General features: G+C 40.8%; 22 protein-coding genes and 1 tRNA gene. 10 read left to right on the top strand and 13 right to left on the bottom strand.

All coding sequences use genetic code 11. The features are described 5' to 3' along the window. Positions 1-821: 821 nt before the first annotated feature. The 5 genes from ABJH64_RS10055 to ABJH64_RS10035 all read left to right on the top strand — a co-directional run bounded on the left by ABJH64_RS10055 (position 822) and on the right by ABJH64_RS10035 (position 6226). A complete protein-coding gene (locus ABJH64_RS10055) occupies positions 822-1694 on the top strand; it encodes a sugar phosphate isomerase/epimerase family protein (RefSeq protein ID WP_348276424.1) in 873 nt (290 codons plus the stop codon). After that, on the top strand, positions 1691-4552 hold the full coding sequence (locus ABJH64_RS10050; RefSeq protein ID WP_348276423.1) for a PVC-type heme-binding CxxCH protein: 2862 nt from the start codon (positions 1691-1693) through the stop codon (positions 4550-4552). The genes ABJH64_RS10055 and ABJH64_RS10050 overlap by 4 nt, the downstream gene beginning before the upstream one ends. A 64-nt stretch (positions 4553-4616) precedes the next feature. After that, entirely contained in the window at positions 4617-5327 is a 711-nt protein-coding gene (locus ABJH64_RS10045) for a DUF1080 domain-containing protein (RefSeq protein ID WP_348276422.1), read from the top strand. Between the two features lie 44 nt (positions 5328-5371). Then, the gene (locus ABJH64_RS10040) at positions 5372-5878 is read left to right on the top strand and encodes a polysaccharide deacetylase family protein (RefSeq protein ID WP_348276421.1); all 507 of its coding nucleotides are present in this window, start codon (positions 5372-5374) and stop codon (positions 5876-5878) included. Positions 5879-5950: 72 nt separating this feature from the next. Next, entirely contained in the window at positions 5951-6226 is a 276-nt protein-coding gene (locus ABJH64_RS10035; protein WP_348276420.1) for a hypothetical protein, read from the top strand. A 1491-nt stretch (positions 6227-7717) separates the two neighbouring features. Here ABJH64_RS10035 and ABJH64_RS10030 read toward each other — a convergent pair. Continuing rightward, positions 7718-9367, bottom strand: a complete 1650-nt coding sequence (locus ABJH64_RS10030; protein ID WP_348276419.1) for a hypothetical protein — start codon at positions 9365-9367, stop codon at positions 7718-7720. A gap of 1159 nt (positions 9368-10526) precedes the next feature. Next, a tRNA-Met gene (locus ABJH64_RS10025) sits at positions 10527-10599 on the bottom strand. A 326-nt stretch (positions 10600-10925) separates the two neighbouring features. On the opposite strand from ABJH64_RS10025, the gene era reads away from it, so the two are divergent. From era to ABJH64_RS10005, 4 genes are all read left to right on the top strand, one after another. After that, positions 10926-11819: a GTPase Era gene (gene era / locus ABJH64_RS10020; RefSeq protein ID WP_348276418.1), complete on the top strand. Its 894-nt coding sequence runs from the start codon at positions 10926-10928 to the stop codon at positions 11817-11819. A 2-nt stretch (positions 11820-11821) separates the two neighbouring features. Continuing rightward, positions 11822-13135, top strand: coding sequence for a ribosome biogenesis GTPase Der (der, locus tag ABJH64_RS10015; protein WP_348276417.1), 1314 nt, complete (start codon positions 11822-11824; stop codon positions 13133-13135). Between the two features lie 76 nt (positions 13136-13211). Beyond that, a complete protein-coding gene (locus ABJH64_RS10010) occupies positions 13212-13409 on the top strand; it encodes a hypothetical protein (protein ID WP_348276416.1) in 198 nt (65 codons plus the stop codon). A gap of 65 nt (positions 13410-13474) precedes the next feature. Continuing rightward, positions 13475-14098, top strand: a complete 624-nt coding sequence (locus tag ABJH64_RS10005; RefSeq protein ID WP_348276415.1) for a SprT-like domain-containing protein — start codon at positions 13475-13477, stop codon at positions 14096-14098. Here the strand turns inward: ABJH64_RS10005 and scpB are convergent. Together scpB and ABJH64_RS09995 are read right to left on the bottom strand one after the other, a co-directional pair. Beyond that, positions 14095-14655 (bottom strand): SMC-Scp complex subunit ScpB, encoded by a 561-nt coding sequence (scpB, locus tag ABJH64_RS10000; protein ID WP_348276414.1) that lies wholly within the window; start codon positions 14653-14655, stop codon positions 14095-14097. The genes ABJH64_RS10005 and scpB overlap by 4 nt on opposite strands. A gap of 3 nt (positions 14656-14658) precedes the next feature. After that, positions 14659-15042, bottom strand: coding sequence for a TraR/DksA C4-type zinc finger protein (locus ABJH64_RS09995; protein ID WP_348276413.1), 384 nt, complete (start codon positions 15040-15042; stop codon positions 14659-14661). Positions 15043-15476: 434 nt separating this feature from the next. Here ABJH64_RS09995 and ABJH64_RS09990 point away from each other — a divergent pair, with 434 nt between their 5' ends. Further along, a complete protein-coding gene (locus ABJH64_RS09990) occupies positions 15477-16379 on the top strand; it encodes a DUF5050 domain-containing protein (RefSeq protein ID WP_348299643.1) in 903 nt (300 codons plus the stop codon). Between the two features lie 35 nt (positions 16380-16414). Here ABJH64_RS09990 and ABJH64_RS09985 read toward each other — a convergent pair whose 3' ends face one another. The 9 genes from ABJH64_RS09985 to ABJH64_RS09945 form a co-directional block, all read right to left on the bottom strand. Continuing rightward, the gene (locus ABJH64_RS09985; RefSeq protein ID WP_348276411.1) at positions 16415-17503 is read right to left on the bottom strand and encodes a 6-bladed beta-propeller; all 1089 of its coding nucleotides are present in this window, start codon (positions 17501-17503) and stop codon (positions 16415-16417) included. A gap of 55 nt (positions 17504-17558) precedes the next feature. Further along, positions 17559-17777, bottom strand: coding sequence for a hypothetical protein (locus ABJH64_RS09980; RefSeq protein ID WP_348276410.1), 219 nt, complete (start codon positions 17775-17777; stop codon positions 17559-17561). A 106-nt stretch (positions 17778-17883) separates the two neighbouring features. Continuing rightward, complete coding sequence (locus ABJH64_RS09975; protein ID WP_348276409.1) at positions 17884-18438, bottom strand: DUF502 domain-containing protein; 555 nt, start codon at positions 18436-18438, stop codon at positions 17884-17886. Between the two features lie 85 nt (positions 18439-18523). Further along, positions 18524-19153, bottom strand: a complete 630-nt coding sequence (locus ABJH64_RS09970) for a DUF1080 domain-containing protein (protein WP_348276408.1) — start codon at positions 19151-19153, stop codon at positions 18524-18526. Positions 19154-19372: 219 nt separating this feature from the next. After that, positions 19373-19984, bottom strand: a complete 612-nt coding sequence (gene nqrE, locus ABJH64_RS09965; RefSeq protein WP_348276407.1) for an NADH:ubiquinone reductase (Na(+)-transporting) subunit E — start codon at positions 19982-19984, stop codon at positions 19373-19375. A 14-nt stretch (positions 19985-19998) separates the two neighbouring features. Then, entirely contained in the window at positions 19999-20682 is a 684-nt protein-coding gene (locus ABJH64_RS09960) for an NADH:ubiquinone reductase (Na(+)-transporting) subunit D (RefSeq protein WP_348276406.1), read from the bottom strand. Between the two features lie 30 nt (positions 20683-20712). Beyond that, positions 20713-21477 carry an NADH:ubiquinone reductase (Na(+)-transporting) subunit C gene (gene nqrC / locus ABJH64_RS09955; protein ID WP_348276405.1) on the bottom strand — a complete coding sequence of 255 codons (765 nt, stop codon included), beginning with the start codon at positions 21475-21477 and terminating at the stop codon, positions 20713-20715. Continuing rightward, positions 21464-22681 carry an NADH:ubiquinone reductase (Na(+)-transporting) subunit B gene (locus ABJH64_RS09950; protein WP_348276404.1) on the bottom strand — a complete coding sequence of 406 codons (1218 nt, stop codon included), beginning with the start codon at positions 22679-22681 and terminating at the stop codon, positions 21464-21466. Before ABJH64_RS09950 ends, nqrC begins: the two co-directional genes overlap by 14 nt. 5 nt (positions 22682-22686) lie before the next feature. Next, entirely contained in the window at positions 22687-24039 is a 1353-nt protein-coding gene (locus ABJH64_RS09945; RefSeq protein ID WP_348276403.1) for a Na(+)-translocating NADH-quinone reductase subunit A, read from the bottom strand. Positions 24040-24137: the final 98 nt, after the last annotated feature.

Here is a 24137-nt window from a genome sequence, read left to right as displayed (position 1 = left end):
AACAAAACTTTCCAGTGATGTCAGGGCTTTCCCCATAATTCTCGAAAAGTCAGTACTGATTCGAGGTTCGGCCTGGAATCGGGGCTGAAAGTGGAGCATCAGCATGACCAAAGCAAACTCCGCTTTCATCCCGATTCGCCTTTTCATCAAAAAAACATAAATGGATTCAACCTTCGATAGCTTATTGTAAGTCCAACTGTTTTTTGAAAAAGACTCGAAACCTCCTGAAAGGACAAATTTTGCAACCCCGTAAGCTCGAAAGGCTGACCGCTATATGTGCCAAAATTGCACAGGATCTTTGCGGCAAAGGCGCAGATATGGTCCACATCCGCTATTTGTGGGGGACGGAGTAGAAACAACACATCAATTCCCTTCAGCGCCACGCCGAAAGAACTCTGCTCTTCAAAATCAAACCTTCGAAACTTCTACTGCTCATGCGCCGGAAATCCCTCAGTTGCTCGCTGTGGATTTCTAATTCCTGCAAAAACTACAGTGGAACAACCAGAATTTAGCAGGTGTTTGATCACCTCCCGTCCGACGTGTCCCGTTGCTCCCAAAATCAAAATTGAACTGATTGAACAGAATTTTTAGACGGAACCAGTAGGCACTTACTCGCGACGGATTCTCAGGTTAACGAGGTTTTTTTTCTTAGGCTTGGAGAAAGAGTATCTGATAAAGCAAATCCCACCCATCCTGTCTATACAAGCTAGAAAAAGTTTATATATTCATCCGAAGGACTGACTAGCTTTAGATCTAAGTATAGGTGGTTTGCAGTTTTTTCGGCAAATGAAAACTTCAAAATTGATAAGCGGAACTCGAAAATGACCCATAGAAGAGAATTTATTAAAAAATCAGCTCTGGCATCTATAGCTTTAGGGATGGGGTTTGACACTTATTCAAGTCCTTTCCCGAACCTAAACCTAAAAGTAGGTGCTTGTGATTGGTCGATTGAGCACAGCAGCGATCCAAATGGATTAGCGGTGGCAAAAGAAATTGGATTAGACGGATTACAGGTAAATCTAGGCAACTTCGACAATCAGCTTCATCTGAGACAAAAATCCATTCAACAAGAATACCTTCAAAAATCCAAAGCACTAGGCATCCCCATCAGTAGTCTGGCAATTGGGGAGCTGAATTCTTACCCTTATAAATCTGACCCCCAAACCGAACAATGGGTCTCCGATAGCATCGAGGTAGCAGAGAACATGGGGCTGGGGGTCATTTTGTTGCCCTTTTTCAATAAAAATGACCTACGTGACGATTCAAAAGGGAAAAGTGAAGTCATTTCCAAGCTAAAAAACATTGCCCCAAAAGCAGAAAAAACTGGAGTGATCTTGGGCATCGAGTCCTACCTCTCTGCCGCTGAGCATCTGGAAATCATCGAAGCCGTTGGTTCCAATTCAGTAAAAATTTATTACGACTTCCGAAATTCTGCAGATGCCGGCCATCCCATCTATGAGGAAATTCCGCTCCTGGCAAAGGATTATATCTGCGAAATCCACATCAAGGAAAACGGAAAATTATTGGGTGAGGGTGACTTGGATTGGGCAAAAATAGGTGAATTGCTGTCAAAATCTGACTATATAGGATCAGGCTGGATGCAAATCGAATGGTCGACGCCCAAAGGGGCAGATATCCTAAAAGCATATCAACACAACCTAGCTTTTGTAAACAAAAATCTCAATCCCGCATGAGCGTCAAATCCATAACAATCATTATCGCACTTTCGGTCTTATCTTATTCTTGTGAGTCGGATGCAATTGAGGGGCCAGCTTTGTTTTCTCCGGAAGAATTCGAAATCAGTGTGTGGGCAGAATCACCGATGTTTTTTAATCCAACGAATATGGACGTGGATGCAAAGGGTAGGATTTGGGTGACAGAAGCAGTGAATTATAGAAACTATAACAATGATTCGAATTCCTTTCTCCACCACGCTCAAGGCGATCGTGTAATGATTCTGGAAGATACCGACCAGGATGGCGTGGCGGATTCTTCCAGGGTTTTTGTCCAAGACCCAGATTTAGTTTCCCCTTTGGGAATTGCAGTCTTAGGCAACAAGGTATTTGTTTCCTGTGCTCCCCATTTGCTTGTTTACACGGATGAAGATGGTGATGATGTTCCCGATAAAAAGGAAATTTTTCTTACTGGATTCGGAGGTCTAGACCATGATCACTCGCTGCATTCCATTTTGGCAGGTCCTGACGGAAAGCTATATTTCAATACAGGAAATGCTGGACCCCATCAGGTCACTGACAAAAGTGGCTGGACCCTACGCTCGGGAAGTTTATATACCGGTGGTTCACCCTATAACACCTCCAACAGCGGAGGTCAGATCAGTGACGATGGAAAAGTATATGTCGGTGGATTAGCTTTAAAAATCAATCCGGACGGAACAGGACTAGAGGTCCTTGCCCATAATTTCAGGAATAGTTATGAGGTCTTCGTTGATTCTAGAGGGGACTTATGGCAAAATGACAACGATGATCAGGTCGTCACCTGTAGAGTTTCTTGGATTCCGGAGAAAGGCAATGCAGGCTATTTCAGCTCGGATGGCACCAGAACTTGGCAAGCAGACCAACGACCTGGTCAAGACATCTTTAGTGCGCATTGGCATCAGGATGATCCGGGAGTAATGCCAGCTGGAGATAAAACCGGTGCAGGTTCACCTACAGGTATGATGAGATACGAGGGAGATGCTTTCGGCCGGCAATTTAGAGGTACTCTTATGAGTGCAGATGCAGGTAGAAATTCAATTTTTTCCTACCAGCCTCAGGTTTTTAAATCCGGATATGAACTTGGCACACGGACGATACTTTTTTCTTCAGTGAAGGAAGATGATGAAGGTTATGTATGGAATGATACGTCCTTTCAAAGCCAAAAAGCCAAATGGTTTCGGCCTAGTGATCTGGTAACTGGAACAGATGGAGCCATCTACATCGCAGACTGGTATGATCCGGTGGTAGGTGGGCATCAGATGAAAGACACCACCGCAGTGGGTAAAATCTATCGCATAGTTCCTAAAGACAAGAAACTCAGCACACCCACCCTTGATTATGATTCTGACCAAGGTTTGGTGGAAGTTTTGAAAAATCCAGCCGTAAACGTTCGGCTAAAGGCATTTGAAGCGTTGAAAGCCAAAGGAGACACGGCTATTCCGCTCATTGAACCATTACTAAGTGATGAAAATCCGTTCATCCAGTCTAGAGCCATCTATTTATTGGCTCAGTTAGGAGAGCAAGGCAAACAAAAAACCTTAAAACTACTGGACAGCGAGGACGAAATGACTCGCCTGGAAGCGCTTCGGGCAATCAAAGCCAGCGGAAATCCTTCCTTTCTCCCATCAGACCAACTGCTGCAGGATCCCTCTGCCTTGGTGAGAAGAACTTATGCCGCCATGCTATGGGATAGGGATTGGGAGGTCAGAAAAAAGGCATTTGAACTGCTTTTGAAAGATTTTGATCCAACGGACAGCTGGTATTTGGATGCTCTTGGAAAACTGGCAACCGGTCATGAACAGGAAGCCTTCGCCATTTCCATAAAAACCTTTCCCTTAACGGAGAAAGGCGAATGGTCCGAAGAACTGGAAGCTTTGGCTTGGAGAATCCCTAGCAAAGAAGCAATCCCAGCACTGAAAAAACGTCTGGAAAATGAAAAGCTGGGTACTAAAAAGCAAGATTATGTACTGACCTCCTTGGCATTTATTCCAGAAAAAAGCGCGGCAGAAGCGATCTACTCATTCAGTAATCACCCAGACTCCTCCCTTGCCGAAATGGCCAATTACTGGCTTTCCTTTCGCCAGGGAAATGACTGGAAAGAATTTTTGGATTGGGGTAAAATAGGAGTAGATCCGGAGAAAACAAGAAAACTAGCTGAAATGAAAGCCAAGAGAAGCCTACTCTTGGAGGAAAAAATGGCGCTGAATGACCGTAAAAATCAGGCAAAAGCCATGGCAAAAGACCCTCTTGGCGGCCAGATGCTGATGGAAATGCTTGTATCTAATTCATTACCTGCCGACCTCATCGACACGGTAAAGGAAACCATTCCGAGTAATCCCAATTTAGGAGTTCGCGTACAGGCCGGAAATTATTTTGGCAGCAAAGCAAACGGAGAGAACTACGCTATCGATCACTTAAAAAGCCTGAATTCCGATGTACTCAGAGGGGAGGCAGCATTTAAGAGCTTTTGCACAACCTGTCATTCAGTAAATGGAGAAGGGAAAGACATTGGGCCAGATCTATCTCAAATCAAGACCAAATATGACCAAACCACCTTGCTCGATGCCATTATCAATCCGAATGGAGGAATTGTGTTTGGCTACGAACCTTGGCTGGTGAAGTTAAAATCCGGTGAATCCTATTATGGATTTATCCAAGGCGAAACTAAAGAAACACTGATTATTAAAGATCTTTCAGGCAAACGGATCACGCTAAGTTTGTCAGAAATCGATCAGAAAAAACAGGAGGCATATTCGATTATGCCAGATCCAGCAAGCTTGGGCATGAAATCCCAAGAATTGGCCGACATTTCAGCCTACCTACTTAACTTGCGCTAAATCAAGAACAAATCATTTCCTTACTCAACTATCCTGTAACCCAAACCAATAAACCCTAAACCCCATGCAAACACTTAAATCCTTCTCGCTGTCAATGGCAACATTGGCCTTGCTATCCTGCTCAGCTAACGAACAAAGCAAAACTGAAAATACAGAAGTTGAAACCCCAAGTTCTGAATGGATCCAGCTCACAGATGGTAATATACTGGATCATTGGGAGATGTATGATGGTTCCGAAATCAAAGGATGGAGATTTGAAAATGGCGAACTAATTGCCTCCGGAGCAGGATGGGACGCAGGAGAAGATCTCATTACCAAAAACTCCTATGAAAATTTTGAATTAGAGCTAGAGTGGAAAATCGAAGAAGCCAACAGCTCTGGCATTTTCTATTATGTTCAAAAATCTGACAGTACACCTATTTATGAAAATGCGCCAGAATATCAGGTTTTGGACGATAAAGGTTGGCCTGACCAAATGAAACCCAACCAATTAACAGCAGGAAGCTATTCGATGTACGCACCGGAAGGAGCTGAAGTGAGGCCAGTCGGAGAATGGAATTCTACGAAGATCATTGTACAATATCCTCACGTGGAGCACTGGCTCAATGGCAAAAAAGTAGTGGGATATGAGTTTGGCAGTGAAGATTGGAAAAGCCGGAAAGCGGCTGGGAAATGGGCAGAAGTTCCTGATTACGGCATTGCCAAATCCGGGCATATCGGGCTTCAAAATGCGGGGTTGGTCACTTACAGAAACGTAAAAATCAAAGAACTGTAATGCTTCTGTATTCTTGTTTTTGAACTTTGAAATGTGTTTCACAAATGAATAGCAATTACGCAGAAAACAGCAAATTGCTGATAATCCATGCGGATGACGCCGCTCTATGCCATTCTGAAAACCTGGCGACAATTGGTGCTTTGGAAAAAGGAATGGTCACTTCCTACAGCCTCATGGTGCCTTGTCTCGGGTTTTTTGAAATGGCAAAATTCGCCAAAAACAATCCCCGCTTTGATTATGGGATACATCTTACGCTCACCTGTGAATGGGGAAACTATAAATTCGGACCAATTCTACCTGTCCATGAAGTCCCAAGTCTGGTAGACGAGAATGGCTATTTCTATCCAAAAAGAAAATCGCTTAGTGAACATGCCATAGCTAGTGAAGTCAGAAAGGAACTTCAAGCTCAAATTGAGCGAGCTTTAGAACTTGGCCTTTCTCCTTCGCATCTAGATTCGCACATGTACAGTGTAGGCTCACTCCCCGATCTCCTGGACATATTTAGAGACCTCGCCAAAGAATACCAACTTCCCTGTCTGATCAACCGATAAATGATGGAAGAAGTGGGTCTCGACTTCGAGAGTAACATCCGAAAGGATGACTTGATTTTTGACCATGTGTAGGTGGGCAAATATGCAGATTTCGAAAAAGGCAAGCTCGCTACCTATTACGAACAAGTTCTCAGGGAGCTGTCTCCCGGTTTAAATATGATCCTGATCCATCCTGCTTTTGACACACAGGAAATGCAAGGTATCGCCGTCAATCATTCGAATTTTGGATCGGAATGGCGACAGATAGACTTCGGTTTTTTCACTAGTGAAACATGCAAAACCCTACTAATGGAAAATAACATTCAGTTGGTTACATGGAAGGATCTAGGAAGAAGTAGGGAAATCTAAGTCAACAAACTATTTAAAATCAAACGGAATAGTTGATCTTGAACAAAAAAACTTCTTCAGGCCAGAAGAAATTTACCGTAGAGAACGACTAGTTTCTCGATCGATTTGCAAAGTGCCGTACCTTCCGATTAATGCACAAATAAATCGCTTCTCCTCCAGCCAACTTTTTGCTTTTAGGGTTCAAAACGGCAGTGATTTTCATGTCAATCATGCTTGAATATTGTTACAAAAATCGGCACGTCGAAGAAAAGGGGGCAAAAGGGTGACAGGTTCATTTTGCTTTTTCAATTTTAAATTTATTTGAATAGAACCATTTTGAACGTCTTAAAATGTAGCTCTATAGGCTATATGTAGATTTTTTATGTTTATGTTTTTGAATGATCATTTTCCTTTTTGATGTAAACTCAGAAAACGAACCTATTTTAAACAGGGTCAAAATTAGAAAATGAACCTTTGAATTTCCTCCAAATTTGGAGGTATTTGAGCCGTCGCTGGATTGAATTCATTTGAAAGGATTAGAATCATTTTTCTCCCTCGTACAATTCGTACGGTACGAGGGGTACGAGCCATACGAGGTGTACGAATTTCAGGACTAAGGTTTCAAATATTACCGCCTCAAATGGTCAAGAAGGCCAAGACCTAGCCCTACAGTATGTTCCTGACCTGATATTAAGTGACGTGATGATGCCCCACATGGACAGCATAGCAATGAGCGAAAAAATCAAATCTGATCTACGGTCCACCCAAATCCTTATAAACCTTCTCACAGCCAAAACTGGGGAAAGTTCTCAGATCGAAGGTTTAAATGTCGGAGCGGACGATTATATCTCTATACTGTTTAATGTAAAAATTCTCAAGTCTCGGGTTCACAAGTTGATCCCCTCCTGGATGTAGCTTCATGAGATCCTTTGTTCACCCGAAAAAATCAAGGTTCAGGAGATAATTGAAAATGAGCACGACAGGGCTTTCATTGAATAGTTAGATTTATTTATACTTTGTGAGATATAGAATCCATCCCTTCATCATGAGACTATTGTCAAAGAAGTAGTTGTGAGTAATATTCAGCTTTATAGAAACCTGCAGGCAATCGCCGGGGAAACGGTCCACGAATACATTCGATCGCAAAGATTGAAGGTAGCGCACTAACTGTTGATTAAATGCCCATACAAGCTGAGGTTGGAAGTTACTTATGATGTGAGTTTTAAGGACCCAGCATACTTTTCTAAGAGTTTTAGGGAGTTTTATGGAAAATCCCCAAAAGATATTCGGAGCTGAACAGAATTCTAATGTTTTGTAGACTCGTTGGCAAAAAACTATCACCATTTTTATCTCAATAGTTTGAGAGCAGACCCTAGATAGGCTAGCCCAATACACAAAAAAATCCCGCCCTATGGTGATCCATTTTCTGAATCAGGGGCGGGATTGATTTTCATTGACACGACTACCCACAATCTTGCAAGTAAGTCTATGTACATATTAAACTAACCACCGTCAGAATTTACCGCTCATGCTGATTTTGGAGATATAGACTCTACCATATCCTCCAGCGGCAGGAGCCGCACCCAGGATGACGTAATCCAGGTTTTCGGTTCCCTTCAGGTCAAAAGCCAGACTTTGAACTGAGTTGTTGTCCGCCAGTCTGGTTAAGCCTAGATTTTCAATGCTACCATCCTTTTTCTGAAGCCAGACATACACCTCATAGGGCTGGTCTCTTCGTATTGAAACCTTCAGCTCATCGACCGCAACCAATTGGTTTGCCGGTATTTTAATTTGATTTTTCTGTGGTGCACTAGGATTGATAAGATTGCTACGATCAGGTCCGCCGTACCTTCCTCCACGAAGTTCACCTCCACTTTGGGTAAAGGATTGAAATATCCATCCCTTTACCGCCAATTCATCCCTAGTGACAGAAGAAAAATCAAGGTTAAAGATTTCTCCTTCTTGGATGGGTTTTGATTTGGTTAGATTTAGGATTCGGGTTCCTGCTGTTCCGTTTGCAATTATAACCAGATCATCACTCACCGCCACACCATTTGCCGATGCATTGACATCAAAAGTCCCGAGAATATTTAGTTCATTTCCGATCAGGTCAGCGACGTAAAGCCCAGCAGCTCCATTAGCCATGAAGAGTGAGTTTCCTTCTGCTATTATGCCATTTGCCACAATATCTGTGTCCGCTACACCCTCAATTGGATTCATTTCCAAGGTGGTGATCAATTTGCCTTCGACAGGATTATAGATCAAGACTCCCTCAGGCCCTCCGGCTACTGCCAAAAAGGAATTGAAATAATCCACCTGACCCTTTGCCTCCGGATTTCCGGCACCTGCAATAGAAAATTGATTGATCAACTTCAATTCCTCATCTAATACGGCAATCCGTCCCGGTTCGCCTTGAAGAACAGCAGCGGTGGTATCCCCCACAGCCACCGAACGGGCATTGGGTAAATCAATGAATCCGGTTCGTTGGAAATTTTCGTCCAAGATGGTCAATCCTCCTCCACTATTTCCGGAGGTAGCTAAATAGCTGCCAAAACCTTTCTCCGTGTAAGTGCCAACAAAGCTAGGTATATCCATTTGATCATAGGCATCCGTGGCCTCTGAGATTTCATTGAGACGGATTTTTCCAACTATCGCAGGCGAGCTCAGTCCGCTCACCCGGTCTATATCCAAGGCTCCAGTGAAGTACAAATGGTCATCCTCAATGAAGGCATCGCTTACTGATCCCTCTTCAAAAAGTATTTGAGTAACCAATCTTGGAGAATTAGGCTGGGAAATATTGACAATATCAATCCCACCCAAATACGAACTTCCTTCCAAATTATAAGAAATAGTCAAAAAATCGCCTGTGACTCTAACATTGGCAGCCTGTAGACTTTTCCCTCCCACTTCGGGGGCCTTAATCTCGCTAAGGAGCTCTAGCTTGAAGTTTGCCGATTGAATTCGGGAAGATGCCAAACTGCTTTGAAGGAGCGGAAAAATTGTTCCGGCTTGAGACAAGTCCACCCGAGGCCCTACTACACTTTGATCAGAATTCAGCAGGTAGGGAATTTTATTGGTAGAAGTAGGGATTTCTGATTCTTCATTACAAGACCAAAGAGTCATCCCTGTTAGTAAAATTAGAAAGTGTACTGAGCGTTTCATATAGAATTTGATTGAAGAGCAAAATTACTTCAAGCCATTGTAAATGAATACATTATTACTAAATTTATATAAATACAAAAAAAATAACTTAACTCTCTAAAAAATGTATTTGCCCTCACTTCAGGTACTAATTCAAGGTTTTTGATAACATTATGTGAAAGAGTAAATTAAGTAAATTGTTTTTTTCGCCTTGATTTCTTGAGGGAAAAGAGAGTGTATATGATTCAGATTTTTAAATGTCCGAATTATGACTCTAGCCCATTGGTGGATTTTGGGATTCTGGTCTTTTCCAGGTAGGCAAAAAGGTTATAAGAGGCACTTTTCAAAATCAAGAAGAAAAGTCTCAACAGTTTGTGTTTATACTAAAACTTTCTCCTAATGGGATTGACCGTTTTTTCATGGACAAACTCATGGTGTAGATGATCCCAGTTAGCTAGTTCGTGAAGCCAATAACTAAGTTCCTTTTTGGACTTGATCAGATGTAGCGTAGAGACATTTTTTCGATATTTCTGACCCGGAATACTGTCTGGTGGCTGGAAAGCCCTATTATACACATTCACTACACATGGATCACACATCGCTGAAAGTGACTTGAGGACAAAATAAAGTACAAATCCCTGCTAAAATAGGTGCCGGCCATGAGTAAATTCACCCTCTCCGAAGGGTACACACTAAGCATCGGCGGTGCTTTCAAAAAACCCGTGAAAAGAATGCCGGAATTTTACAAAAACAGTTGACAAAACCAATGTAAGATATTGATTTACAAAATTTTGAAAATCTGCATACTGGTAATTAGTATTCACCCATTTGGTGGTTTTTCCAGACCAAGCATTTTTAGGAATTTTCTCAAGTTTGAGATTAATGTAATGTCGAACTTTCCAATTTATGCACAAATAAATCCCCTGGCCACCTGATGAGGGAATTGCTTTTGGGTTCAGAACAGCAGAAATTTTGATGTCAATCATGCCCCAAAATAGTCACAATAAAAAGCGGAGCAAAAAGAGCATAAAAAACTGGGACAAAAACTGGGACAATATCTGGGACAAAAACTGGGACAAAACCATCCGAATATAACAGATTCAAACAGATTCGAAATAATGCTAAACCCCTGAAAAACAAAAAACTCCGAACAATTTTGACATTGTCCGGAGTTACCAAGTAGCGGGAACAGGACTCGAACCTGTGACCTTCGGGTTATGAGCCCGACGAGCTACCAACTGCTCCATCCCGCGATATATCTATAAAGCTATAAGCTTTTTTTTTCTTTGCTAATCTGCCCTTGTGGCTTATTGTGATACAAAAGTAGGCGATTATTTTTGGAATGCAAATTCATGCCAAGAAAAATATTAGGAATAGATGAAAATTTAGCACAGTTTTCTTCTGCTACTTTATCGAAAAACTCACTTTCATTTTCATCAGTCAATTGCTTCTCAAATCATTACACACAGTTCTAAAAGGTAAAAGTCTAACCCCCGTCATAGCCAAATTTTATTTTGCCAAATAAGCTCAATCGTCAGGAGTCCATAAAAATCAAGTACCTTTGTAAAAAATTTCTACAATGGATTCACCAAAACATCAGGCAGGCTTCGTCAACATCATAGGTAAACCAAATGTGGGCAAATCTACATTGATGAATATCCTTGTGGGTGAGCGCCTTTCTATAATCACTTCCAAAGCACAAACTACCCGACACAGAATCATTGGCCTGACTAATTCTGATGATTATCAGATTGTGTTCTCAGATACTCCTGGGATGCTCAAGCCGCAGTATGAATTGCAAAAAAACATGATGAGCTTCGTTAATATCTCTTTAGAAGATGCGGATATCATTCTTTTTGTCACTGACTTGTATGAGACTGACGCGGATATCGAACATGTGATCGAAAAAATCAACGAGTCTGGTGTCTCAGTTTTATTGGTAGTCAACAAAATAGACCTAGCAAAACCAGGTCAACTAGAAGAAGTAACAACATACTGGACTTCGAGAATTAAGACTGAAGTAGTTATCCCTATATCCGCAGGAGAAAAATTCAATACTGAAAAGGTCATGCAGGAAATTCTAGACAGACTTCCAGAGCACCCTGCATTTTATGACAAAGCGGAACTTTCAGATCGATCCGAGCGGTTTTTTGCCTCTGAGATCATCCGGGAGAAAATCTTTGAGAATTATAAAAAAGAGATTCCCTACAGCTCTGAAGTCTCTATAGAAGATTTCAAAGTGAAGAAAAATATCATCAGTGTTCGAGCAGTAATCTATGTAGAACGTGATAGCCAAAAAGGAATTATTATAGGTGACAAAGGTGCTGCACTGAAAAAAGTGGGAATACAAGCACGCGAAGAATTGGAAAAATTCTTCGGTAAAAAAGTCTTCCTCGAAACCTTCGTGAAGGTGGAGCAAGACTGGAGAAAAAATAAATTGAAACTGAAAAAATTTGGGTACGACCCAACCTAATCATGGCAAATATAGTAGCGATAGTAGGAAGACCTAACGTAGGTAAATCCACTCTTTTTAACCGACTGGTGGAAGAACGCAAGGCGATTGAAGACAATATGAGCGGCGTAACTCGTGATCGGCATTACGGTCATGCACAGTGGTCGGGCAAATTTTTCTCTGTAATTGACACAGGTGGATACGTGACCGGTTCGGACGACATGTATGAAGCTGAGATTCGCAAACAAGTGAAGCTTGCCATAGAAGAGGCGGATGTGATTCTCTTCGTCGTGGACTGCCACACAGGTCTGACAGATCTGGATAGTGAATTCGCAAAGGAATTAAGAAGCAGTAAAAAACCTATTTACGTAGTAGCCAATAAAGCTGACAATCAAGAGAAGAGTTTTGCAGCACATGAGTTTTATTCATTGGGTGTAAGTGACTTTGAAGTATATCCTGTAGCCTCTGCTAGTGGTAGTGGAACGGGTGAATTGCTAGACGCAGTGATTACACATTTCGATGACGAAGGTGTGGAAGACCCTGATTCTGATACTCCTAAAATATCAATCCTAGGACGTCCAAATGTGGGAAAATCTTCTTTCCTAAATGCATTGATCGGAAAAGATCGTTCTATTGTCACCAATGAAGCAGGCACAACGCGTGACTCCATACATACTCGTTATCAGCTATTTGGACAGGATTTCATCATCACGGATACTGCAGGAATTAGAAAAAAATCCAAAGTAACCGAGGACGTAGAGTTCTATTCAGTGATGCGCTCCTTAAGAACGTTGGAGGAGTCAGACGTAGTAATAGTCATAGTGGACGCCACAAGAGGGCTTGAATCTCAGGACATGAACCTGATTTCCCTAGCGATCAAAAACAACAAAGGTGTGATGATCATGGTGAATAAATGGGACTTGATTGAAAAGGACCATAAAACTATGGGAAAGATCAAGGATGATATGTTGGATAAATTAGGAGAAAATAAATGGATCCCGATCATATTCACCTCAGTTCTTGAAAAACAAAGAATTTTTCAAGCAATTGAGTTGGCCGTCAAGGTATATGAAAATAAAACCAGGAGAATTTCAACCTCCAAATTAAACGATGTCATGCTCGCAGAGATAGAGCGATATCCTCCTCCAGCATGGAAAGGGAAGTACATCAAAATCAAATACACCACACAGCTACCGACCAAAAACCCTGTTTTTGCGTTCTTTTGTAACCTTCCACAATACATCAAATCCCCCTACACGAGATATCTGGAGAACCGGCTTCGGGAAAACTTTGACTTTGAAGGTGTGCCTGTAAAAATCATCTATAAAAACAAATAAAATATATTTGAACGGCTATTGTTTTATTGATCAAAAGAATAATACATTTGCACCGTAATTAAGAAAACCACAAAAAATGAAAAAAGTATTTGCAATTTTCGCAATCGCTAGCATGTTCGCAGTAGCTTCATGCGGTAACAAAGAAGTAACAGAAGAAACTGAAACTATCGAGGTAGTTGAAGAGCCTGTTATTGAAGAAGAAATTATCATCGAAGAAGCTGATTCTACTGTAGTTGTAGAAGAGGTTGTCGAAGTAGTTGAGCCAGCTCAATAATTCTTTCTTCTCTGAAAGTATGGAGTCTCGATAATTCGGGACTCTTTTTTTTTGTAGTTTTCGCTATGGATAGTTCAGAAAAACTAAAGCAAATACTAGATTCAAAACTACCTGCCCCGGCTGTCGGTTATGCCTTGGCTCTTTGGGAAAAAGAGCCTTTCTCATTTAAAACCACCGCCACTAGAAAATCTAAACTTGGAGACTTTAGATATCGAAGAGATCGCCAGATCCAAACCATCACAATCAACGCTGATCTTAATCCTTACCAATTCCTTCTCACCTTCATTCATGAAGTGGCGCATCTACATGCATTCGTGAAATTTGGCATCGAAATCCCCCCGCATGGAGCGGAATGGAAATCTACCTTTCAGAAACTAATGTTGCCCCTCTTATCCACCGCTTATTTTCCAACTGATCTGCTTATTCCTTTGCGAAAGCACATGAGAAATCCAAAAGCAAGTTCATCTGCAGATCTTTTTCTCATGAAAGAACTAAGCAAATACGACAAGAACAATAGCTTCGAGCATGTGATATTCCTATCAGATATAAAGGTTGGAAAAAGATTTTTACTCGCAGGACGAGAGTTCGAAAAAGGTGAGACCCGGAGAACTCAGGTTTTATGCGAAGAAGTGACTTCGGGCAGCAAGTATTTAATCAGCCAATTAGCTAAGGTGAAACTACCCGGTTAATCACGTTCCTCACCTATTTGATTGTCAGGTTGCAGAAAATCCTTTGGTTGTGGCAACTCCGATAGCTCATTGATCCCAAAATATTCCATGAACTTAGTAGAGGTTCCATACAGAATCGGTCGCCCTAAGCCATCTGATTTCCCCTTGATATCTACTAACTCCTTTTCCAAAAGCTTCTGCACTGAATAATCACTGTTTACACCTCTGATTTGCTCAATATCCCCTTTCGTTACTGGCTGCTTATAGGCAATAATTGACAAGGTCTCGAGCTGCGCTGTTGATAGCCTTTTCTGAGATTGCTGACGCAATAGAATCCCAATTGACGTCTGATAGGCAGGTTTTGTCAAAAAATGAAATCCACCTCCCGAGTGTTCTAACTGAAAAGAAAAATCTTCCCCTTGGTACTTTTCCACTAAATCTTCAATAGCCTGATCTACGTGTGTCTCGGGAATTTCGGCTTCAAACATTTCAGTCAAGCATTTGACTATCTCCACCTTAGGCAAAGGTGTAGGTGCACAAAAAATCAATGCTTCGATATGCCTGTGTAGAAAATCCAAAACTTATTTTTTTGCAAGCTTTGCCTCTATGGAATGCATGGTATGAGGCACTGCCATCAATCTTTCTTTTGCTATGAGCTTGCCGGTATCTACACAAACGCCATAGGTGCCATTCTTAATCCGGATGAGTGCATTCTCCAAGTTATAGATAAACTTCTGTTGTCTAGCGGCCAATTGATTTTGACTTTCCCGCTCCAGCGTGTCTGCGCCATCCTCGAGTAACTTTGAAGTCGATGCCGTGAAATCGGTACCACTGTCATTTTTCTTGCTTAGCGACTCTTTGAGCGAAAGTAATTCCTCCTTAGCACTGACGAGTTTCTTCAAGATTATCTCTTCAAATTCTTTCAATTCCTCTTGAGAATATGCGGTCTTTTCTTCCTTGCTCATAGCCTGATATTTATATAATAGTAACGGGACGATTGTAATTAGAATAAGTTCCCTAAAATACATCTAGACATTGGATTTCCAAGAGTTTCAGACTTGCCTTTTTGCCTAAAAATATACCTGGCGTGTTGTGTTCGCCATTTGCTAGCTGAAAAACTATGGGAGATAAAATTCAACTTTAGTCTTCAATATTTCGCGAATATCAGCTAAAATTATGAAGCCATTCGCAAAAAACTGATTATCAACTCTATAGAAATCTCCCGAAATCATTAACAACTCTAGGCTGATCAATAGCATGCTAAACTTCAAACAACAACGTAAAATTAAATATCGCCCCTTATAGCTAAAATTTGATCTACTAAAAAATCTGTAGTACTTGGATTTAATTGATTTGACTGGATCTCAAAAATCACTAAATTCATTTTATACAAAAGCTCATGACCAAATACACACTTACATTAATCCTTTACGCTATTTCATTTTCATTGACCGCTCAGGTTCCTGAAGGAATTGTTAGCGAACTAGTAATTCTAAATGTGAAAACAGGTTCGCAAAAAACAGTCTTAAAAGAAGTCCGTCATTTTGAAGCGCCAAACTGGTCGAGAGATGGAGAATACCTGCTGATTAATTCGGGAGGATTCTTGGAGAAAGTTGATTTGGATGGAAACAAACTGGGGCAAATTCAGCCTGATAAAATCTCCAGAGCAAACAACGATCATGGGATAAGTTTTGACGGCGAAACGCTTGTGATCAGCAAAAGTGATGAAGGCACAAGTTCACGTATTTATACTATGCCAATGGATGGAGGAGAATTAAAGCTGATTACCCCAAAACATCCTAGCTATTGGCATGGGATCAGTCCAGATGGGAAGACCCTGCTTTATTGTGCTGAGCGAGATGGACTTTGGGATATTTACTCTATTCCTACAGCTGGCGGCGAAGAAATTAGATTGACTGATGCCGAAGGACTCGATGATGGTCCTGAATACTCTTACGACGGAAAGTGGATCTATTTCAACTCGAACCGCACGGGAAGAATGCATGCCTACCGAATGAAACCAGATGGAACTGGCGCTGAGCAACTGACTGATGACTCCTTGGACAATTGGTTTCCGCATCCTTCGCCCAACAATAAATCAGCAGTAATCATTTCCTATCTCGAAGATCAAAAAGGATCTCACCCCTTTGGGAAAGATGTCAAACTTCGCTTGCTAGATGTGGAGACCAAAAAGATCAAAGATCTAACGGAAGTATTCTATGGAGGTCAAGGTACTATCAACGTGCACAGCTGGTCACCTGATGGAGAGTGGATAGCTTTTGTGCGGTATCATAAGCCTTGATTATAGGTATTCAATGAGAATATTTGTAATCGTTATTAATTCCGGAAGCTAATTTTAATTAAGACTTGGTTTTGAGAAAGCCCAAAAAATTGCTGATTTACTCCCATATTCTCATAATCTTCATTCAACAAATACGACAGCATATAATCTTCAGTAATATAAAATGGTCTTTTGAAAATTATATTTTTCCCGTGGTAATTTAGGGTCTGATTTTCTTTTTTATCAAATAAAGTAAAGTTTTCGTATTCATCCTCTCCCCACCACAAAAAGAATAAATATTTTTCATTCTCAATGAAATTTCCATTATGATAGAATGGAACTTCTCTCATCATTCTAGTTCTCATATCCATAAGTGGCAACTTTTTTATTTCGTCAGAAACTCTTTTATCTCCAAAATCAACCAAATACTTGGGGGTAAACCCATCTTTACCTACTACATATATGGTGTCATTTAATGACTTAGAAAACAAAAGATCTTTACTTCCTTTTAGAAAGTCTGCCGCTGTTTTATTCTGATCAGTTTTAGAGAAATCTAAAACTTCTTGGTATATAAACTCATTTTTTTGAAGATCCAGTATTCCCGCTAGATAATCTAATTCCTTTCCTGAAAACTGTCCATCTAAATGGACTGCAAGTAAGTTTGGCGATATATAGTGTAAGGACTTTGCTTGGAAGTTAATTGGTATTTCTTCTATAAACTTTCCATCAACGAGAGAATAAATAATGATCTTTTTTTGATTTTGATCTAAGACCGCCAACCTATTAGTTTCAGGAATTAAACTTATGTCAAAGGGTAATACATAATTTCCTAATCCATCACCCTGAGCCCCGATTACAAATTCAAATCCTCCATCATTGTTAAATTTGAGTACTCGTTTAGTAACTCTTTTATCTGAAATAATAAATCCATCTGGCGTTTTCAGGACCTTTGAAATATCCCCTATTATACAATCATCACAAAACTCTAATGGTATGAAAGTAGTGTCACTTATAAAATCAACTGACTCTGTAAATGCCGAATTTAAATTAATTGTATAAAAACTTTGGTTTTCCAAATCTGATTTCTCTGATACACAAGAAAAAAAGAAAAAGCTTAAGCTTACGAATAAAAGGTATTTAAACATGTTTTTATTAAATGGGCTAGGAGTACGAAATCCTAGCCTGATTGAAAAGAATTAATTACCCTTCCTCTTCTTCCGGAGGTGATGGATGAGATACACAGCAAACAGCAGAATGTGCCTTATCACATACTAATTCCCAACGACCGTTTGGACCTCCGAAATCTTGGTTTCCAGTGGAACTATGACCTGGTTTACAATCCGCAACGGAAGGCTGAATGCTAAAAAAACATAGCAAGAATGAAAGAGGCAAAAATGCCAAAAGAACTTTTTTCTTCATGATAAATAAATTTAGAAATGAACAATAATTTTATCTAAGAAAGAAAGAAAGAAAGAAAGAAAGAAAGAAAGAAGCAAGTTCTTAGTTAACTTTTTTCTTGAAAAAATTAAATTAAAGGGGAAACTCCACCCGAAACCATAAATTTCATCACGTCAGAGCTTTTAACCCCAACTAATGGCGTTACTTTTTCTTTTGGCACCAAGAACACATTACCAGAGACATTGTAGCTATGCGGGAAGTAAACGGCAACCATGTTAGGTTCCCCGACGATGGACATGTCCTCCTGTGTGACAAAGCCCAATCGGATGAAGGTATCGCTCAATTGAACTTTGACCGGTGAGGAGAATTTCTTTTTGTCGCCCACAAATGCTCCCATCAAATCTTTGATGCTGGTATAAATCAAATTGACCAGTGGAATTTTAATCAAGCCTCTCTCAAACCAGTCAAAAATCGGCTTGGCAAAGAAAAGACTGGCTAAGTACCCAACGAAGGTAATCAACCCCAATACCATCAAGATGCCAATTCCTGGTAGAGGAACTGGTATTAAATTATCAAGGAAAAGGATCGTTTGATAGATAACATAAAAAGTGACTGCCAAAGGAGTGACGAATAACATCCCCCGTAGAAAATATGAAATGATGCGCTTGTAAGTAAATGCCATGGCTGTAAAAGGAAAATCCTGATTTTTATTGAAGAATAATCAGGATTTTCAGGTGATGATAAGTTATAGTTAAATTTCTCCTCAATTAGTCTGGAAGGACTTTTACTTTTACACTTTTATAATAAATCACAGAGTTAGGATCATGTGCTTGTAGTGCTATTGTACCGTGATCTAGTTTTTTAGAGCCCAAACCGTCTTTACGATTTTCATCTTTAGACTGGTCGTAAACATTGATTGTTTCTCCATTGATCTTCACAGTGACTACATCACCTTGAACGATGATATGTTCGGTGTACCATTCGCCATCTTTTACATAGACATCTTTTACATCCTGGAAGGAATACACGCTACCTGTCTTTCTCCAATCGGTATGACTTTGATTTACCTGTATTTCATAGCCAATATTTGGCCAGCCGTTTTCTTGGTATTGAGTATGTATAAAAATTCCTGAATTTGCTCCTGGCATAGTTTTCACTTCGGCAATTACTTCAAAGTTATTAAAGTCATGATTCGCTACATCTCCAACATAAAAGGCATGCCCGCGAGGTCCCGCCACTTTAATTATCCCATCCTCCACTTGGAAAGATTGAGGATTCTCGGAAATTTTCCATCCGTCCAGATTCTTGCCGTTGAACAGCTCGATCCAACTATCTCCCTGTGCAGAAACTGAAAAGGACAAGGTTAGGAGACAAAATAAGCACAATAGGTTTTTCATTTTAATCAGGATTTTAGTTAATATCTTTACTGCTCAAAAGTTACGAGGGAATTGACAAAAATCAATTACCACTAAAAACAAAAGCTCTGAGATATTGTCCCAGAGCTTTATTAGTATAATTTTTAGTTTTTATGCTTATAAAAAACAATTGAACCAAAGAGTGTGACACACGCCAGTTTTCAAGCAAGATCGGTCACCAGTCATCGGTCTTCCAGCTTTTTACAAGTCAATTCCCATAAAGGACATAAATGCAATTCCCATTAGACCGGTTAAAAGCATTGTAATTCCCAATCCTTTCAATCCATTCGGAACATGTGAGTACTTCAATTTCTCACGGATAGCAGCTAAAGCTACCATAGCAAGGAAGAATCCAGTTCCTGAGCCAAATCCATAGACTGCAGATTCGGCTAAGGTATAATCTCTTTGTGCCATGAAAAGTGACCCACCTAGAATCGCACAGTTCACTGCGATCAAAGGAAGGAAGATACCTAGTGCTCCGTATAATGCAGGTGCAAATTTCTCCACGATCATTTCTACCAATTGAACCATTGCCGCGATAATCGCAATGAACATGATAAAACGTAAAAAAGAGAGGTCAATATCAGCCAATCCAGCACTAGCCCAGGTCAAAGCTCCTTCTTTCAGCACAAACTCGTTCAATAGCCAGTTCACTGGAACAGTCACTGTCAAGACAAAGATTACTGCTGCACCAAGACCAATTGCGGTGCTTACCTTTTTGGAAACTGCCAAGAAAGAACACATCCCAAGGAAGTAAGCGAAAATCATGTTGTCGATAAAAATCGACCGAATACCTAAATTAAATAAATCCATTTCTTCAGCTTGTTTTAGTGTTCTACATATCCAGTTTTGGTACGCTGTACCCAGATAATCAATCCCAGGATGATAAATGCTCCTACAGGTGATACCATTAGACCATTCGTAGCCAATTTGAAATCTGGACCGAATATTCCAGACACATATTCAAAAACGGGAATTCCAAACACAGCTCCTGATCCCCAAAGCTCACGGAAGAATGCTACGGTAAGGATGATCCAAGAATAACCCAAAGCAGATCCAAAACCATCCAATACTGAATCGTAAGGTTTGTTGCCCAGAGCAAAAGCTTCCAGACGGCCCATCACAATACAGTTGGTAATGATCAATCCTACGAACACAGAAAGTTCTTTGTACATGTCATAAGCAAAAGCTTTCAATACTTCACTTACTAGGGTCACCAATGTAGCAACTACAGCAAGCTGCACAATAATTCTCACTCGGCTAGGAATGGTATTTCTCATCAAAGAAATGACCAAGTTGGACATTACTACCACGAAAATAACCGATATGGCCATTACCAAAGTTGGCTTCATCTGCGTAGTCACAGCCAATGCCGAACAAATACCAAGTACCTGAATGGTAATCGGGTTTTCATCCACCAATGGATCAGAGACAAGTTTTTTACGGCGCTTAGAGAATAATGCCTCAGCTGGCTTTTTCTCAATTGCTTTTTCTACTGTTTCAGCACTCATGTTTAAATATTTCTTGAGTTGATAGTTAGATTAAAGTGCAGCTACCGTAGTAGATGACTTCTTTTTTTCAATGTAAGCCTGATAATAGCCAAGATAATTCTTCAGCATATTATTTACTCCCTTTGCAGTGATAGTAGCTCCAGACAATCCATCTACTTGATGTGGGTCGGAAGAGTAATCTTTACCTTCACCTTTTTGCATTTCTATAGCTACAAGATTTCCAGAATCATCAAAAATAGTCTTGCCTTCATACCTGGATTGAACGCCCGGTTCTGTGATTCTAGCACCTAGACCAGGAGTCTCGCCGGCGTGAGCTAGGGTGATACCACCTACAGTATTCATATCTGTATCTAAGGAAATATATCCCCAAATCGCATCCCAAAGGCCTGCTCCATAGAGAGGCAATACGTAGTTAGAGACATCATTCGGATTTCCCTCTCCATGATAAATATATACCGGATACAATCTCTCATCAGCTGACTTCTTATAGTTCTTAGCTATATCCACAGTTTCTGCTGTTACAGCTACCCCATTTTGTTCAGTCACTTCTTTACCGTTAATATCTACTACCAATGAAGCGATTCTACTGTTATAGTATTCATTCACCTCTTGTGGTGTCATTGCTGCAATCTCCTCACCGGAAATAACAGCACCTAGGATCTGCTTCTTGTTATCTAAAGCAATAGCTTCCTTCTGCATAGGACCAAGCAACTGGGAAGTTCCAGAAAGAAGTAACCCCAAAACTACCGTCAAAATGACGGAGAATGTTATAATATAAGTATTAGACTGTTGCACGTTGTATCCTCCTTGTTTTGTTTGCCTTTACTACATAATAATCGATCAATGGAGCGAACACGTTCATGAATAGAACCGCCAGCATAATTCCCTCGGGATACGCTGGATTAGTCACTCGTATGATTATTGTAAGAACGCCTATTAAAAGACCATAAATCCACTTACCGACTTCTGTCTGAGCTGCTGACACCGGATCTGTTGCCATAAATACAATACCGAATGCCAAGCCTCCCATTACCCAGTGATACTGAGGCGGCAATGCCATGTATTCATTCACTGCGAATAGATTCATCACAAAACCCATAATGTATGCTCCAGCAAAACCTGAAACTATGATTTTCCAGCTCGCCACACCTGTTGCTACCAAAATCAACGCACCAACTAAGGCCATCAAAGTAGATGTTTCCCCTATAGAACCTGGGATCCATCCCATGAAAAGATTGGTAAAATCAAATAATCCAGATCCAAGCACAGTGTTGTGACTGGCTAGTGCTTCTACCGCTGACTGAGTACCCTCCACGCCTGCATTATAAACCACCGCAAGGGCAGTAGCACCTGAGAAGCCATCAACTGGCATTTTATCGCCTAAGTAAGTCCATACCTGATCACCTGAGATCTGAGCTGGGTAAGCGAAATACAAGAATGCTCTGGCTGTCATCGCCACGTTTAGCACGTTCATCCCTGTGCCGCCAAATACTTCTTTAGCAATCACTACTGCGAATACAGTTGCCAAGGCGACTTGCCATAATGGCGTAGTCGCAGGCACTACCAATGGAATAAGCATACCGGTCACTAGGAAGCCTTCATTTATTGGGTGCTTTCGTACGACTGCGAAAATCGCTTCAACTATCCCACCCGCTGTGTAGGCCACTAAAACAATAGGAAGGACAAGCATTACACCTACCCAAGTTTTGTCTCCAAAATTATCCCAAAGACCAGTAGTCCCACCGGTAGCTAGGAAATGCTGATGGCCAGTGTTATAAATTCCGAATAACAAACAAGGAATCATGGCAATCACCACAGTGATCATCATTCGCTTCAGGTCAATAGCATCTTTTACTTGTGCTCCTTTGATTCCTGTCGTGTGATTTGGGCTAAATAGGAACGTTTCTCCCGCCTCAAATGCATAATATAATTTTTCAAGCTTACCGCCCTTTTCGAACATTGGCCTCTGCTTGTCCAATAAATCTCTTAGAAACTTCATATGGATTAACTGTATTGGATTAATTCAATTCCTTTTCTCACCAACTCCTGCACAGGATGTTTAGACACATCCACAAACTCACAAAGAGCTAAATCTTCTTCTACGATCTCATAGATTCCCAATTCTTCGATTTCATCAAAATCCTCAGCCATGATGGCTTTCAAAAGATAAACAGGAAGTATATCCATAGGAGTAACAGACTCAAAAACACCTGTCTGAACAAATGCCCTTTCTTCTCCTCTACCGTTAGAATCTAAGACGAATTCCTTATTTGGAGTCAAGAAAGAAAGCAACCCTAAAGCTCTATGGTAACTAAGTCTGGTGGTAGGCTTTGCCCAACCCATAAACTCGTAGTAATCGCCTTCAGGAATAACCGTGATCTGATTGTGGTAGAACCCTACAAAACCTTCTAGAGAAATTTTCTCTCCCGTAAGTACATTGCCAGAAACTACCCGAACATGACCTGAGTTAAGATTTCCTTTCACAAATGAAGAAACATTTGCTCCAGTATAGGTCTTCACGTAGGCGGCCTTAGTTAATTCAGATCCAGTCACAGCCAACACCTTGGATGCATCGTAAATACCTTCCAAAATAAATTTACCAATCTGAGCTACGCCATATGGCGAAACTGTCCAGACAAGTTCTCCTTTATTAATAGGGTCCAAATGGTGAATCTGTACGCCTACATTTCCAGCAGGGTGAGGCCCCGAAAATTTATTTACTTGCGCACCTTTCAAATTAGCAAAAACAGCTGGAGTACCTTTAGAACCATCCACATTTAGATGAACTTTGCCACTTGTCAATTTTGCCAAGGCTTCGATTCCTGCTTGTAGATAGTTCTCCTGGCCTTGCAAAGCAAAACCATAATCTGGAGCTAGCGGGTGAGTATCAAATCCAGAGATGAAAATACTCTTTGGAGTTTCCGCTGGATTCGCTACGATGCCGAAAGGACGTTGAATGATGTAAGGCCATGTGCCGCTTGCCGCAAGTTTAGCCGCCAAAGCATCTCTATCAAGGGAAGCGATGTCCACTTGACCAAATTGCTCGTAAGCTATGGTAGCATCCGCCAAAATACTGATCTCAAGTAGCTTGCGACGATCCCCACGCTTCACTTCGACAATTTTGCCGGAAACAGGAGCTGCATAAATTACTTGATCCAATGCTTTGTCGATCAAGATTGGAGTACCAGCCTTTACGGTATCTCCTTCATTGACAAGTACTTTTGGGCGTTGGAGCCCTATAAAGTCTGTCGGCTTAATTGCGAAGGTTTGCGCCGGGGCGAAATCAGCCAGCTCTTGCTTAGCTTTTCCCACCATATTGATGTCAAAACCTTTCTTAAGCTTCACTATTTTAGACATATCTGTTTTTGAACTATGAGCTTTTGAAAAACGCCCCAAATCTAATAAATAACCTTTTTAATTTGAGGGAATCTGAACTTTAATGTTTGAACTTTTGG

It is taken from the genome of Algoriphagus sp. (assembly GCF_039969895.1).
GTDB lineage: Bacteria > Bacteroidota > Bacteroidia > Cytophagales > Cyclobacteriaceae > Algoriphagus.
Note: the sequence above shows the minus strand (reverse complement) of the source record. Positions and strands in the feature narration are given on the sequence as shown.

Excerpts from the sequence above, each read along its gene's own strand:
- ABJH64_RS10055 (WP_348276424.1), top strand. The coding sequence starts at position 822 with ATGACCCATAGAAGAGAATTTATTAAAAAATCAGCTCTGGCATCTATA.
- ABJH64_RS10050 (WP_348276423.1), top strand. The coding sequence starts at position 1,691 with ATGAGCGTCAAATCCATAACAATCATTATCGCACTTTCGGTCTTATCT.
- ABJH64_RS10045 (WP_348276422.1), top strand. The coding sequence starts at position 4,617 with ATGCAAACACTTAAATCCTTCTCGCTGTCAATGGCAACATTGGCCTTG.
- ABJH64_RS10040 (WP_348276421.1), top strand. The coding sequence starts at position 5,372 with ATGAATAGCAATTACGCAGAAAACAGCAAATTGCTGATAATCCATGCG.
- ABJH64_RS10030 (WP_348276419.1), bottom strand. The coding sequence starts at position 9,367 with ATGAAACGCTCAGTACACTTTCTAATTTTACTAACAGGGATGACTCTT.
- era (WP_348276418.1), top strand. The coding sequence starts at position 10,926 with ATGGATTCACCAAAACATCAGGCAGGCTTCGTCAACATCATAGGTAAA.
- der (WP_348276417.1), top strand. The coding sequence starts at position 11,822 with ATGGCAAATATAGTAGCGATAGTAGGAAGACCTAACGTAGGTAAATCC.
- ABJH64_RS10010 (WP_348276416.1), top strand. The coding sequence starts at position 13,212 with ATGAAAAAAGTATTTGCAATTTTCGCAATCGCTAGCATGTTCGCAGTA.
- ABJH64_RS10005 (WP_348276415.1), top strand. The coding sequence starts at position 13,475 with ATGGATAGTTCAGAAAAACTAAAGCAAATACTAGATTCAAAACTACCT.
- ABJH64_RS09995 (WP_348276413.1), bottom strand. The coding sequence starts at position 15,042 with ATGAGCAAGGAAGAAAAGACCGCATATTCTCAAGAGGAATTGAAAGAA.
- ABJH64_RS09990 (WP_348299643.1), top strand. The coding sequence starts at position 15,477 with ATGACCAAATACACACTTACATTAATCCTTTACGCTATTTCATTTTCA.
- ABJH64_RS09985 (WP_348276411.1), bottom strand. The coding sequence starts at position 17,503 with ATGTTTAAATACCTTTTATTCGTAAGCTTAAGCTTTTTCTTTTTTTCT.
- ABJH64_RS09980 (WP_348276410.1), bottom strand. The coding sequence starts at position 17,777 with ATGAAGAAAAAAGTTCTTTTGGCATTTTTGCCTCTTTCATTCTTGCTA.
- ABJH64_RS09975 (WP_348276409.1), bottom strand. The coding sequence starts at position 18,438 with ATGGCATTTACTTACAAGCGCATCATTTCATATTTTCTACGGGGGATG.
- ABJH64_RS09970 (WP_348276408.1), bottom strand. The coding sequence starts at position 19,153 with ATGAAAAACCTATTGTGCTTATTTTGTCTCCTAACCTTGTCCTTTTCA.
- nqrE (WP_348276407.1), bottom strand. The coding sequence starts at position 19,984 with ATGGATTTATTTAATTTAGGTATTCGGTCGATTTTTATCGACAACATG.
- ABJH64_RS09960 (WP_348276406.1), bottom strand. The coding sequence starts at position 20,682 with ATGAGTGCTGAAACAGTAGAAAAAGCAATTGAGAAAAAGCCAGCTGAG.
- ABJH64_RS09950 (WP_348276404.1), bottom strand. The coding sequence starts at position 22,681 with ATGAAGTTTCTAAGAGATTTATTGGACAAGCAGAGGCCAATGTTCGAA.
- ABJH64_RS09945 (WP_348276403.1), bottom strand. The coding sequence starts at position 24,039 with ATGTCTAAAATAGTGAAGCTTAAGAAAGGTTTTGACATCAATATGGTG.